The sequence below is a fragment of the Terrihabitans aquatilis genome, from assembly GCF_052542005.1.
The window spans coordinates 1,073,296-1,086,799 of the sequence record NZ_JBOCUO010000001.1; the positions used below are offsets into that span (position 1 = coordinate 1,073,296).

A 13,504-nucleotide genomic window follows, 5' to 3' on the forward strand; every position below is an offset into this window, starting at 1 on the left:
TAGTCCGCGCCTTCATTTTCGGGGCCAGCGAGGGGATTTCTGCATGACGGATCAGGGGTGCCCTGTTGCCATCATCATGGGCAGCCAGTCCGATTGGGCAATCATGCAGCACGCCGCCGAGACGCTCGATGCGCTCGGCGTGGGCCACGATGCGCGCATCGTCTCCGCCCATCGCACACCGGAACGGCTCTACGAATTCGCCCGCACGGCGCGCGATCAGGGGTTCCGTGTCGTCATCGCGGGCGCCGGCGGCGCAGCCCATCTGCCCGGCATGACGGCCTCGATGACGCCGCTCCCCGTGTTCGGCGTTCCCGTCGAAACGAAGGCGCTGTCGGGCATGGACAGCCTGCTTTCGATCGTCCAGATGCCTGCGGGCATTCCGGTCGGAACGCTGGCCATCGGCCGCGCCGGCGCGGTGAATGCGGCGCTGCTTGCCGCCAGCGTCCTTGCCCTGAACGATCCCGCCCTCGCCGTCCGGTTGGACGATTGGCGGGCACGGCAGACGGCGGCCATCGCCGAAGCACCCGTGAACGAGGCCTGAAATGGCCGGTCATCTGCCTCCCGGCTCCGTCATCGGCATCGTTGGCGGAGGCCAGCTCGGCCGCATGCTGGCATTGGATGCGGCGCGCCTTGGCTTCAAGGTGGACATCTACTGCCCTGACGAGGGAAGCCCGGCCTTCGATGTCGCCGCCCATCATGTTCAGGCCGCCTACGAGGACGAGGAGGCCCTTGTCCGCTTTGCGGACGGCGTCGATCTCGTCACCTACGAATTCGAGAACGTTCCGACACGCACGGCCGAGATCCTCGCTACCCGCAAGCCGCTGTTTCCCGGCGCCCGCGCCTTGGCCGTCGCACAGGATCGCCTGGCGGAAAAGTCTTTCCTGCGCGATCTGGGCATCCCGATCGCCGATTTCCGCGCCGTGGAGGATGCAGCCTCCCTGCAGGCCGCCATCGACGAGCTTGGCCGCCCTTCCGTCCTGAAGACGCGCCGTTTCGGTTATGACGGCAAGGGGCAGATCATGATGCGCGAGAACATCGGCATCGACGAGGGCATGACGGCGGTGCGTGGCCAGCCTTCCGTGCTCGAAGCCTTCGTGCCGTTTGAGCGCGAAATCTCCGTCATCGCCGCACGCGGGCGCGACGGCACAATCGCGGCCTACGAGCCCACCGAGAACCAGCATCGCAACCACATCCTCGACACATCGACCGTGCCGGCCAGTCTCTCCCCCGCCGCACGCGAGCAGGCGGGCGAAATGGCGAGCCGCATCGCCGCGGCGCTGGATTATGTCGGCGTCATTGGCGTCGAGATGTTCGTGGTCGCCCAGGCTGGTGGCGAGCGCCTTTTGGTCAACGAGATCGCCCCGCGCGTCCACAATTCCGGCCATTGGACGCAGGACGGCGCCGTGACCAGCCAGTTCGAGCAGCACATCCGCGCCATTGCCGGCTGGCCGTTGGGCGACACCGCCCGTCTCGGCCGCGCCGTGATGACCAATCTTTTGGGCGACGACGTCGATCGCTGGGCCGAACTCGCCGCCGAGCCGGGCGTTCGTATTCATCTCTACGGCAAGGCCGAAGCACGGCCCGGCCGCAAGATGGGCCACGTCAATCGCGTGACCCGAGAAGATTAAGAAAGACGTCGCTCAAGGTGGACAAAGTGCGACTCGTCTGGTAGACGCACTCCTCAATCAGGCAGAAGGCTGCGGTGACGCCTCGGCGCTCCGGCCTTTGCTGTATCTCCGGATTTTAGGAAAGTGGCTGCCCGTGCAGGTTCTTGTTCGTGACAACAACGTCGATCAGGCGCTGAAGGCGCTCAAGAAGAAGATGCAGCGTGAGGGCATCTTCCGCGAGATGAAGTTGCGCGGTCATTACGAGAAGCCGTCTGAGAAGAAGGCTCGCGAGAAGGCGGAAGCCGTGCGGCGCGCCCGGAAGCTGGCTCGCAAGCGCGCCCAGCGCGAAGGCCTCATCCCCATGAAGAAGCCGGCCGCCCGCTGATCAAGCGGTAGGTGCTGAAGAAAGAGCTCAAAGCGCCCCGGTGATCCGCGGGCGCTTTTCTCGTTCCTGTCCCGATGTTGCCGCAATGGCGGCGCATTTGAAGATGGTCGGGGGAAAATCGTTCATGTCCGTTTCTGTGTCCCGCTTTTCGCTGAAGGGGGCTGCGGCCCTTTCCGGGTGCGCTCTTCTATTGGCCGGCTGCGGCGCTGGCTCGCGTCAGATGGCCGGGATCGACCCCGAAGTGGCCGCCAGTGCCCAGGTCGATGTGGCATCACTGACCACTGCGGTGACCAGCAATCCGCAGGATCCGGAAACATACAACACACGCGGTTCCGCGCTTGCCCGTGCCGGCAAGTACAAGGAAGCGATTGCCGATTTCAACGCCGCCGTCCGGATCAATCCGGGCTTTGCGCAGGCCTATTTCAATCGCGCTCTCGCCTATGCCGGGCTGAAGCAGAACCAGCAGGCCATCGCCGATTACGGTCGCGCCATAGCAGCAAATCCGAATTACACCCTGGCCTATGTTGGCCGCGGCAATCTTTATCGCCAAGCCGGACAATATCCTCAGGCGCTGGCGGATTATCAGAGCGCCATCGACATCGACCGCCAGAGCGCGCAGGCCTACCACAATCGCGGACTGGTCCAGCAGGCGCAGAACCAGCACATGTTCGCCATCGAGGACTTCACGCGCGCCATCACGATCGATGCCTCGGCGCCTCCGCCCCACATCGCGCGCGCCATGAGCTATCTCGAGATGAACGACCCCAAGGCCGCGCTGGAAGATCTCAACACCGCCATCGCCGCCAATCCCAAGAATGCCGATGCGTGGTACGCGCGCGGCACGGCATCGGAGCGGATGAACGACCAGCAGAACGCCCGCGCGGCCTATGCACGCGCCGTTCAGCTGTCGCCGAACGACGAACGCGCCCGCACCGCGTTCGCCCGTGTGGGCGGGCAGCCGGGCGTCTCCTACAGCCTGACGAACTGAACCGCGAGCCTGACGGCCGGCGGAGCCTTCGGCCGCTGGCCGTCAGGAACAGGCACGCTGTTTCAGAGCCCCTCAAAGATCATTCCAAACAAAAAGGGCGCCTCGCGGCGCCCTTTTCTGCATCCTGGCCTGTGATGATCAGGCAAGACCCTTGAGGATCGAGTCCGTCACCTTCTTGGCGTCGCCGAACAGCATCATCGTGTTCGGACGGAAGAACAACTCGTTCTCCACACCGGCATAGCCGGAGCCCATGCCGCGCTTGATGAAGAGGACGGTCTTCGCCTTCTCCACGTCCAGGATCGGCATGCCGTAGATCGAGGAGGACGGGTCGGTCTTTGCGGCCGGGTTGGTCACGTCGTTGGCTCCGATCACGAAGGCCACGTCGGCCTGGGCGAACTCGCCGTTGATGTCTTCCAGCTCGAACACCTCGTCGTAAGGCACGTTGGCCTCGGCCAGAAGCACGTTCATGTGGCCGGGCATACGGCCCGCGACGGGATGGATGGCGTACTTGACCTCGACGCCTTCCTTCTTCAGCTCGTCGGCCATTTCGCGCACGGCGTGCTGGGCCTGCGCCACCGCCATGCCGTAGCCCGGCACGATGATGACCTTCTCCGCGTTCTTCATGATGAAGGCCGCATCGTCCGCCGAGCCCTGCTTCACAGGGCGCGCTTCGACCGCACCACCGGCGGCCGCCGCCTCGCCGCCGAAGCCGCCGAGGATGACCGAGACGAAGCTGCGGTTCATGCCCTTACACATAATGTAGGACAGGATGGCGCCCGAGGAGCCGACCAGCGCACCCGTGATGATGAGCGCGAGGTTGCCCAGCGTGAAGCCGATGCCCGCTGCCGCCCAACCCGAATACGAGTTCAGCATCGACACGACGACCGGCATGTCCGCGCCACCGATCGGGATGATCAGCGTCACGCCGATGATCAGCGCCAGCAGCGCGATGATCCAGAACACCACATGGCTTTCGGTCGCCACGAAAACGCCGATGAGCACCACGATGGCAGCCGCCAGTCCGATGTTCAGCAGATGGCGCTGCGGCAGGATGATCGGCTTGCCGGACATGCGTCCGTCGAGCTTCAGGAAGGCGATGATGGAGCCGGTGAACGTCATGGCGCCGATGGCTGCGCCGAGCGACATTTCGACCAGGCTGCTGCCATGGATGGCGCCAGGCAGGCCGATGCCGAAGGCTTCCGGCGCATAGAGCGCGCCGGCCGCCACCAGCACCGCCGCGAGACCGACCAGCGAGTGGAAGGCCGCGACGAGCTGCGGCATGTCGGTCATGGCGATGCGTTTGGCGATCAACGCGCCGACACCGCCACCGATGGCGATGCCGAGAATGACGAGACCCCAGGCCATACCGTCCGACGGGGGCGAGATGACGAGCGTCGTGACGATCGCGATCGCCATGCCGATCATGCCGAACATGTTGCCCTGGCGCGACGTCGTCGGATGCGACAGGCCGCGCAACGCCAGGATGAACAGGACGCCGGCTGCGAGATAGAGGAATTGGGCGATATTGGTCACGCCGGTCAGCCCTTCTTCTTATACATTGCCAGCATGCGCTGCGTGACGAGGAACCCGCCGAAGATGTTCACCGAGGCGAGGATCAGGGCGAAAAAGCCGAGGGCACGGGCCCAGACCGGGCCGCTGCCACCGGTCAGATCGACGCCTGCGGAAAGAAGCGCGCCCACCACGATAACCGACGAAATGGCGTTGGTCACCGCCATCAGCGGCGTGTGCAGGGCCGGCGTGACGCTCCACACCACGTAATAGCCAACGAAGATCGCCAGCAGGAAAATCGCGAAGCGGAACACGAACGGGTCGATCGCGCCGCCGGTGGCGACATGAACGCCGGCACCGATCGCATCGCCCGCCGCATCGGCATAAGCCTGGGCGGCATCGGCGGCGGCGCGTGCGGCGTCCGCGGCCTCGGCCGCACGGGCGGCCGCCTGATCGGGCGTCAGCGCCTGAGCTAGAAGTTGAGGCTGCATCGAATTCAGGCCCCCTTGGACTGGAAGTTCGGGTGAACGACGGCGCCGTCGCGCGTCAGCAGCGAGGCCTTGATGATCTCGTCGTCCCAGTTGACGGCAAGCTGACCGTCCTTGATCACGAGATCGAGGAAAGCCAGCAGGTTCTTGGCATAGAGGCCCGAGGCGCTGGCCGCGAGACGGCCGGCCATGTTGACGTGGCCGACGATCTTGACGCCGTTACGCTCGACGACCTCACCGGGCTTCACGCCCTCGACATTGCCGCCACGCTCGACCGCGAGATCGACCAACACCGAGCCGGGCTTCATCGAATCGACCATGGCCGCCGTCACGAGCTTCGGCGCCGGGCGGCCCGGAATGAGCGCGGTGGTGATGACCACGTCCTGTTTGGCGATGTGGCTGGCCACCAGTTCGGCCTGCTTGGCGCGGTACTCGGCCGACATTTCCTTGGCGTAGCCGCCAGCGGTCTCCGCCTGCCTGAACTCTTCGTCCTCGACAGCAATGAACTTCGCGCCGAGCGATTCAACCTGCTCCTTGGACGCAGGCCGGACGTCGGTCGCGGTCACGATCGCGCCGAGGCGGCGCGCGGTGGCGACGGCCTGGAGGCCGGCAACGCCCGCGCCCATCACGAAAACACGCGCGGCCGGCACGGTGCCCGCCGCCGTCATCATCATGGGGAACACGCGGCCATATTCGGCAACGGCATCGACCACGGCGCGGTAACCGGCGAGGTTTGCCTGCGAAGACAGGATGTCCATGACCTGGGCGCGCGTGATGCGGGGCACCAGCTCCATGGCCACGAGCGAGGCCTTGGTCTCGGCGACCTTCGCCAGCTCGGCCTCGTTGCCGTAGGGGTCGGCGGCCGCCAGCACGATGGCGCCGGGATTGATGCCCGTCAGCTTTTCCACCGTGGGACGGCGGACCGAAAGCACCACGTCGGCGCCGGTGGCCGCCTTCGCCGTGGACGGCACGATCGTGGCGCCGGCGGCTTCGAAGTCGGAATCGCGGATGCCGGAGCGCAGGCCGGCGCCGGCCTCGACCGCAACCTCCCCGCCCATGGCTTTCAGCTTTTTGACGGTTTCAGGAGTAGCGGAGACGCGCCCTTCCTGGGCGTCGGTCTCGGCGAGAACGGCGATGCGAAATGTCATCAGACGAGCAGAGCCCACACCAAGAGCAGGAGAACAAGCACGATCATGCCCGGCACGGCGCTGTCACGCGCTGCACCGATCACGCCGGCGACGATGGAGAGGACGAGGGCGACACCGAGCCAGAAGGTCGAACCCACAGTGCCGAAAATGGCCAGGCCAACGACCCAGGCCAGAACGAGAATCGTGCCCACTTTCGTGAGCTTCATCACGTTGTGATAGGTCGATTCGTGCTCGGCATAATCATTGCCGGTTGCGGTGGCGTATTCGGTCCTGCCGTGATCGGCCATGGTCCCTCTCCTTCCGGACTATTCCCGCTTGCGGCTTTATCCGAAAGGTTGGCCCTCGGCAACGCTGCGCCACGGGAGCGCCTTATTCTGGCGACGTCCTTGGCCGTGTTGTGGCATACAATATCCCAATTGGCTAGTCGGAAATCGCGCCAATCCGAAGATCTACGGTAGCCAAAGCATCCGCCTGTCGCCGGGCGACGACGTCTTCCGAGAAGCCCGCGATTTCCGCATTGAACAGCTGATAGAAGTTCAATTCCGCCTTCAAATGCAGGAAGGCTCCGCCGAGCCCGATCGCGGCGCGGTCCATGAACACGAATTCGCGCGGCACCGTCACCGGGCCCTTTTCCTTCAAAGCCCTGTGGACGTGAAAAGCCTGCTTGCGCCCGAATTCCGTGGGCGAGACGCCCTCGCCCGCAATGGGCTGCACCCGATCGTTGAGCAGGGGGCCATAGATGAACCGCGCCCAGACATTCAGGATATCGATGAGCTCGTTCGACAGGCCCTTGAATCCCCAGACCTCATAAGCGGCCACCACACGGTCGCGGTCTCCCGTGCGCAGGCCGTGATAGAGCTCGACCACCCCGCCCACGAAGCGCGGCGGAAACACGCGGATGCAGCCATAATCCAGCAGGTTGATGCCGTCCGGCTCGCCGTCGCGCTCACGCACGGTGTAATTGCCGAAATGCGGGTCGCCATGAATCACGCCGTAATGGGCGAACGGGTGCCACCAGGCCTTGAAGATCGCAGTGGCGAGGCTGTTGCGCGCCTCCTGCGATCCTGAGGTGAAATCGAGCAGCTTGCGGCCGTCCAGCCAGTCGAGCGTCAGCAGCCGGCCCGTTGAAAGCTCGGTCCGCACGCCCGGCACCGAGACCTCCGGCACGTCATTCAGCATCAGGGCGTAAAGCGCCGCATGCTTGGCCTCGCGGCGATAATCCAGTTCCTCGCGCACCCGCGCGCCGATTTCCTGGGCAATCTCGCGCGTGTCGATAGCCTGGTCCATGCGCCGGTGCAGGCCGAGCAAAATCTTGAGCTGCGAGAGATCCGCCTCCACAGCCGACGCCATGTCCGGATATTGCAGCTTGCAGGCCAGAGCCGCGCCATCCAGCGCGTTCGCACGGTGCACTTGCCCGAGTGAAGCCGCCGCGGCCGGATTGAGATCGAAGTTCGCAAACCGCTCGCGCCAGTCCGGCCCCAGTTCCGAGGCCATACGTCGCCGCACGAAAGCCGCGCCCATCGGGGGCGCCTCGTTTTGAAGCTTCATCAGCTCGGCGGCATATTCGGGCGGCACCGCGTCGGGAATGGTGGCGAGCAGTTGCGCCACCTTCATCAGCGGCCCCTTCAGGCCACCGAGCGCTGCGGCAAGATCGGCCGCGCCGCCCGCCCCCCGCGATTGGCCGAGCACCCGCGCTCCGGCCATGCGGGCGGCCACGCCGCCAATGCCGGTGCCCACGCGGGCATAACGGGACAGGCGGCTGGAAAGCCGGTTGCGTTCGGAATCGGAGGGATCAGCCATTGTGGATGAGATAGGGCGCGATCACGCCTCCTCCAGCGCCTCCAGATCGGTGATCATCCGCTCGATCAGCCCCAGACCGGTCTGCCAGAAGGCGGGGTCGCGGGCGTCGAGGCCGAAGGGCGCCAGAAGCTCGGAATGGTGCTTGGTGCCACCCGCCGCCAGAAGCTCGAAATAACGGTCGGCGAAGCCTTCATGGGCGTTCTCGTAGACCGCGTAGAGCGAATTCACGAGGCAATCGCCGAATGCGTAGGCGTAGACGTAGAACGGCGAATGGATGAAGTGGCCGATATAGGTCCAGAAGACTTCATAGCCGGGGTTGAAGCGGATCGCCGGGCCCAGGCTCTCGCCCTGCACGCTCATCCAGATCTCGTTGAGGCGGTCGGAGGTCAGCTCGCCCTCCTCCCGGCGCGCGGTGTGGACGCGGCGCTCGAAGGTGTAGAACGCGATCTGCCGAACCACCGTGTTCAGCATGTCCTCGACCTTCGAGGCCAGCAGCGCCTTCTTCTGCACGGGATCGGTGGTGCCCTCCAGGATCTTGCGGAAGGTCAGCATCTCGCCGAACACCGAGGCGGTCTCCGCGAGCGTCAGAGGCGTCGGCGCCATCAGCGGGCCGTTGTGCGCGGCCAGCACCTGGTGCACGCCATGGCCGAGCTCGTGGGCGAGCGTCATCACATCGCGCGGCTTACCGAGGTAATTCACCAGCACATAAGGATGCGCGGACGGCGTGGTGGGATGCGCGAACGCACCCGGCGCCTTGCCGGGGCGGGCCGGCGCATCGATCCAGTTCTTGTCGAAGAAATCGCGCGCGATATCGGCCATCTTCGGCGCAAATTCGCCATAGGCCGACAGCACGGTGCCCCGCGCCTCGTCCCAGGAGATGGTACGCTGCTCCACGCTGGGCAGCGGGGCGTTGCGGTCCCAATGCTCCAGCACGTCCTTGCCGAACCATTTGGCCTTCAGCGTGTAATAGCGGTGCGACAGGCGCGGATAGGCATCGCGCACGGCCTCGACCAAGGCCTCCACCACCTCCCGCTCGACCCGGTTCGCCAGATGCCGCGAATCCGCGATGTCCTCGAACTTGCGCCAGCGGTCGGAAATCTCCTTGTCCTTGGCCAGGGTGTTCGTGATGAGCGTGAAGACGCGCACATTCTCCTTGAACACCTTCGCCAGCGCTTCGGCCGCTTCCTTGCGCACGGCCTCGTCGGGCTCCTGCAGCAGGTTCAGCGTGCGCTCCAGCGGCAGCTTTTCGCCGCCCACCTCGAACTCCAGCGCCGCGATCGTCTCGTCGAACAGGCGGTTCCAGGCGCCCCGCCCGGTCGTGTACTTCTCGTGGAACAGCTGCTCGATGCGCGGCTCCAGCTGGTGCGGCCGCTCCTTGCGCACGTCGTCGAAGAACGGGCGGTAGCGGGCGAGATCGTCGCCCAGCGCAGCATCAAGGACGGCATCGTCGATGCCGTTCAGCTCCAGCGTGAAGAAGATCAGATGCGTGGAGGCATCCGTCAGCTTCTCGGAAACATCGCCGTAGAACTTCGCCCGCACCGGGTCGGTCGTATCGCCCGCATAGACAAGGCCGGCATAGGAGCCGATACGCCCCATCAGATCGTCCAGCGCCTCGTAGGCGTTCACTGCGTCCAGCAGACCGCCATTGGCGGTCAATTCCGTCAGCCGGCCCTTGAAGCGCTCCTCGAACGCGGCCGCATCCTCCGCGGCCTTGGCGAGATCGGCCACCAATTCGGGCGAATCGAGCGCAGGGTAGAGATCGGCCAGATTCCATTCCGGCAGATCGCCGAGTTTGGAATCGGCGGCTTTGCTCTCGGCGGATTCGTAGACGGGACGGGGCAGATGCACGGAGAAACCTCACGGGACGTTCGGATGTGCTCAACATATCGCGTTGTCCGGCAAACGGTTCAACCGGCACGGCGATCACAGCTTTCGTAAGCACTTGTTTACCCTGTCGGGCCACGATGCGGCTCCCCGGGGCTGGAATCATTTGCGGCAGATGAGTGCCCATCTTCTCCTAGTTGACGACGAACCCATCCAGCTGGGCCTGCTGGAGGCGATGGCGCGCCGTTCCGGTTATCAGGTGCGCGGCGTGGCCAGCGGCGCCGAGGCCTTGTCCATTCTCACCGCGCCCGGCCACGGCGTGGACCTCGTGATCCTCGATCTCGTGATGCCGGACCTCGACGGTTTCGCCGTGCTGGAGCGCCTGCAAGCCGCCGGCGTCGACGTGCCGGTGATCGTCCAGACCTCGGCCAATGCGGCCGACACAGCGCTTTCCGCCACCCGTCTCGGCGCCACGGATTTCATCGTGAAGCCGGTGCGCCCCGAGCGTTTCCAGATCTCGGCGCAGAACGCTTTGCGTGCGGCCAGCCTCGCCGCCGAGATTCGTCGTATGACGCGGCGCGGCCCCGTCACCCTCGTGCTCGACGATCTGCCGGCGCGCAGCGAGGCCATGGCTGCCGCCGTGCGGCTGGGAAGGCGCGCCGCCGCTTCCACCATCCCCGTTCTGCTTGAAGGCGAGCGCGGCACCGGCAAGCGCCTGTTCGCCCGCGCCATCGCGGCCTCGGGCCACCGCGCCTCCCGCCCCTTCGTGGCCGTGGATTGCGCGGCATTGTCTTCCGAAACGGCCTGCGACGTGCTGTTCGGCCTCGACGCCAACGGCCGCGCGCGTGGCAAGGTGGGCGAGGCCCATGGCGGTACCCTGTTCCTCGGCAATGTCGGCGATCTCGATGCCGAGGCTCAGGAAAAGCTGCTGCGCCTGATCGAGGATGGGCGGCTCGAAAGCGCCGACGGCCGTAAATCGCCGCGTCTCGATGTGCGCCTGATTGCCGCCAGCAGTGAGAACCTGATCGATCTCGTGAAGATCGGCCGTTTTCGCGAGGACCTTTATTTCCGTCTCGGCGTGTTCCCCATCGGCCTGCCCTCTTTGCGGGCGCGCATCGGCGATATCGGACCGTTGGCGCGCAGCTTCCTCGCCCGCTTCGCCGCCGAGGAAAGCCGCCCCGTTCGGGCCATCTCGGCCACCGCCATGGCGCTGCTCACCGGACATGCCTGGCCCGGCAATGTCCGCCAGCTCGAGAAGGCGGTCCTGCGTGCCGCGACCCTCGCCGATCGCCACGAACTGACCACGGCGGACTTCCCCGATCTCGCGACGCCGGAGACCGCCATCAACGGCCCCGTGGCAATGGCTGCGGAAGCGCCGCAACAGGTCCAGTCCGCGCCGGGGCGCCTGCGCCTCACGGGTGCCGACGGCCATGTGCGCAGCCTCGAAGAGATCGAGCGCGACGTCATCGCCAACGCTCTGAGCCGTTACAACGGCCAGATGACCGAGGTCGCGCGGCGCCTGCAAATCGGGCGGTCCACTCTCTACCGCAAGCTCAAGGATCTCGATCTTGAGGACGGCTTTTGTGGCCTGGGAGACACGCAGAATCCCGAAGCGGCGGCGTGAGCCGGTATTCGCTCGAAAGTGACTGCCAAAAAACGCACAGACCGCACATAAGAATGGCGTGACCGGAGTTTGAAAGATGCGCAGGAACCGTGACGTCGCATGCCTCATCGCCGCGGTTCTGGCGACGACCCCGCCGCTGACGGCGTGGGCTCAGGACGCCGCTCCGGCCATTGCGGCAGAAGCTCCGGCCGAGACGCAGGCCGTTGCGCCGCAGGCTGCCGAGCCCGTATCGGAAACCGCGCCCGCAGCGCAGGCCGGAGCCGAACAGCGGGCACCCAGTTCAGACGCCGCGCCCGCAGCGGGCGAACAGGCCGAAAACGTCGTCGAAGACGCCCCCCCGCCGGCCGATCTGCCGCTCGTTCCGCAGACGGTGGAGCCCGCTGAGCCCGCGACCCCGCATTTCGACGCCGCCCCGCCCGCGCAAATCGCCGAACAGGCGCCCGCCCAGACCATCGAAAGCCTCATCGCCACCCGTTTGGGCGAGGACAAGCGCGACGCCGAGATCGCGGCCTTCTACGCCGCGCGCAACAACGCACCGATCTGGGTCGAGGGCACGCGTCTCGGCGACAAGGCCCGCGCCGTCGCCGCCCGCATTGGCCGCGCCGACGAGGACGGCCTCGACCGCGCCGACTTCGTTCTGCCGGAAACGGCCAGCGAGGATGGATCGCCGGAGGCGCTCGCCGCCGCGGAGATCGCCCTTTCGCGCGCCGCCGTCTCCTATGCACGACAGGCGCAGGGCGGCCGCACCGTGCCGAACTCCATCAGCGCCTACATCACCGCCAAGCCGACGCGCCCCGCCCCGGCGGACGTGCTCTCCACCCTGTCCTCGAACGAGGACGGCGCGGCGTGGATCGAATCCTACAATCCGCCACATGCGCAATTCGTGGCGCTGAAGGGCAAGCTCGCCGAGCTGCGCAAGGCCGCCGCGGAGGCTGAGGAAGGCCCCGCCCTCATTCCGCCGGGCCCGGTCCTGAAGCCCGGTATGCAGGATGCCCGCGTACCCTTGCTGCGCACCCGGCTCGGCGTACCGGACGCCGGCACCGATATCTATGACGAGGCCCTGGTCGAGGCCGTTCGCGCTTTCCAGAAGAAATCCGGCGCTTTGGCCGATGGCCTGCTTGGCCCGCGCTCGTTGGCCGCTCTCAACAACCGTTCCACGCCGCAGAGCCAGATCGAGCTCGTGCTCGTCAACATGGAACGCTGGCGCTGGCTGCCTCGCGATCTCGGCCAGACGCACATCATGGTCAACATCCCGGAATACCATGCACGCATCGTCCGCAACGGCGCGCTCGTTCACGATACGCGGGTGATCGTCGGCAAGACCACGAACCAAACCCCGATCTTCTCCGACGAGATGCAGTTCATCGTCGTCAATCCAGCGTGGAACATCCCCGCCTCCATCGCCAAGAAGGAAATGTTGCCGAACCTGATGCGCGACCCCTATTACCTCGCGCGACAGGGCATGGAAGCGATCTACACCGGCGGCGGCCGCCCGCAGGTGATCGATTCCACCAACGTGGATTGGTCGCGCGTCGACATGCGCAAGATTCGGTTCCGGCAGCCTCCCGGCGAGCGCAATGCGCTCGGCAACATCAAGTTCATGTTCCCCAACGAGCATGCCGTCTATCTGCACGACACGCCGAACCGCGGCCTGTTCGCCAACGCCCAGCGCGCCTATTCGCATGGCTGCGTTCGCGTGCAGGACCCATTCGCCCTGGCCGACGTCCTGCTCGAGGATTCCGACTGGAATTCCGCGCGCATGAAGAAGCTGATCGGCGCATCTGGCGAGCGGCGCATCAATCTCGCGCACCGCGTTCCGATCCACCTCGTCTATTTCACCGCCGAGGCCGGGCCGGATGGCAATCTCGTCACGCGCCCCGACATCTACGGCCACGACCGCCGCATGAAGTCGGCCATGGCGCTCCACGGACGCGAGCAAGCGGCAATTCGTCCCAGGTCGTAGAAACCTCCAAGGCTGCGGCTTTGCGATCACATTTCTTGTGATCGCGCCCGTTTTCCGCCATGTTTCGCGCCCACAGCTTTGTGGGTAGGAAAGATGGGGAAGTCGGGGGACGGGCACTAAGGTGCTGTTAACCATCCCGGCGCACACTCCGCCATCTTGAAGCGCTCT

At 65.7% G+C, this 13,504-nt stretch carries 11 protein-coding genes and 1 pseudogene; 6 read left to right on the plus strand and 6 right to left on the minus strand.

Annotated elements, in window-relative coordinates; genetic code table 11:
• Positions 1 to 43 precede the first annotated feature (43 nt).
• The 4 genes and pseudogenes from purE (at position 44) to ACQ6S1_RS05565 (ending at position 2,980) form a co-directional block, all read left to right on the plus strand.
• On the plus strand, positions 44 to 541 hold the full coding sequence (gene purE / locus ACQ6S1_RS05550) for a 5-(carboxyamino)imidazole ribonucleotide mutase (protein WP_445040139.1): 498 nt from the start codon (positions 44 to 46) through the stop codon (positions 539 to 541).
• Position 542: 1 nt separating this feature from the next.
• Positions 543 to 1,628 carry a 5-(carboxyamino)imidazole ribonucleotide synthase gene (locus ACQ6S1_RS05555; protein ID WP_445040140.1) on the plus strand — a complete coding sequence of 362 codons (1,086 nt, stop codon included), beginning with the start codon at positions 543 to 545 and terminating at the stop codon, positions 1,626 to 1,628.
• 133 nt (positions 1,629 to 1,761) lie between these two features.
• Positions 1,762 to 1,974, plus strand: a pseudogene (gene rpsU / locus ACQ6S1_RS05560) (30S ribosomal protein S21); the annotation flags it as partial.
• A 142-nt stretch (positions 1,975 to 2,116) separates the two neighbouring features.
• A complete protein-coding gene (locus ACQ6S1_RS05565; RefSeq protein WP_445040141.1) occupies positions 2,117 to 2,980 on the plus strand; it encodes a tetratricopeptide repeat protein in 864 nt (287 codons plus the stop codon).
• Between the two features lie 138 nt (positions 2,981 to 3,118).
• Here ACQ6S1_RS05565 and ACQ6S1_RS05570 read toward each other — a convergent pair whose 3' ends face one another.
• From ACQ6S1_RS05570 to ACQ6S1_RS05595, 6 genes are all read right to left on the minus strand, one after another.
• Positions 3,119 to 4,513, minus strand: coding sequence for an NAD(P)(+) transhydrogenase (Re/Si-specific) subunit beta (locus ACQ6S1_RS05570; RefSeq protein ID WP_445040142.1), 1,395 nt, complete (start codon positions 4,511 to 4,513; stop codon positions 3,119 to 3,121).
• Positions 4,514 to 4,518: 5 nt separating this feature from the next.
• Positions 4,519 to 4,980: a proton-translocating transhydrogenase family protein gene (locus tag ACQ6S1_RS05575; protein WP_445040143.1), complete on the minus strand. Its 462-nt coding sequence runs from the start codon at positions 4,978 to 4,980 to the stop codon at positions 4,519 to 4,521.
• Between the two features lie 5 nt (positions 4,981 to 4,985).
• Entirely contained in the window at positions 4,986 to 6,125 is a 1,140-nt protein-coding gene (locus ACQ6S1_RS05580; RefSeq protein WP_445040144.1) for a Re/Si-specific NAD(P)(+) transhydrogenase subunit alpha, read from the minus strand.
• Positions 6,125 to 6,412, minus strand: coding sequence for an aa3-type cytochrome c oxidase subunit IV (locus ACQ6S1_RS05585; protein ID WP_445040145.1), 288 nt, complete (start codon positions 6,410 to 6,412; stop codon positions 6,125 to 6,127). Before ACQ6S1_RS05585 ends, ACQ6S1_RS05580 begins: the two co-directional genes overlap by 1 nt.
• Positions 6,413 to 6,545: 133 nt before the next feature.
• Entirely contained in the window at positions 6,546 to 7,925 is a 1,380-nt protein-coding gene (locus ACQ6S1_RS05590) for an ABC1 kinase family protein (RefSeq protein WP_445040146.1), read from the minus strand.
• A gap of 21 nt (positions 7,926 to 7,946) precedes the next feature.
• Positions 7,947 to 9,767: a M3 family oligoendopeptidase gene (locus ACQ6S1_RS05595; protein WP_445040275.1), complete on the minus strand. Its 1,821-nt coding sequence runs from the start codon at positions 9,765 to 9,767 to the stop codon at positions 7,947 to 7,949.
• Between the two features lie 157 nt (positions 9,768 to 9,924).
• On the opposite strand from ACQ6S1_RS05595, the gene ACQ6S1_RS05600 reads away from it, so the two are divergent.
• The gene (locus tag ACQ6S1_RS05600) at positions 9,925 to 11,373 is read left to right on the plus strand and encodes a sigma-54-dependent transcriptional regulator (protein ID WP_445040147.1); all 1,449 of its coding nucleotides are present in this window, start codon (positions 9,925 to 9,927) and stop codon (positions 11,371 to 11,373) included.
• A gap of 76 nt (positions 11,374 to 11,449) precedes the next feature.
• The gene (locus ACQ6S1_RS05605) at positions 11,450 to 13,336 is read left to right on the plus strand and encodes a L,D-transpeptidase family protein (protein ID WP_445040148.1); all 1,887 of its coding nucleotides are present in this window, start codon (positions 11,450 to 11,452) and stop codon (positions 13,334 to 13,336) included.
• The last annotated feature ends 168 nt before the right edge of the window (positions 13,337 to 13,504 follow it).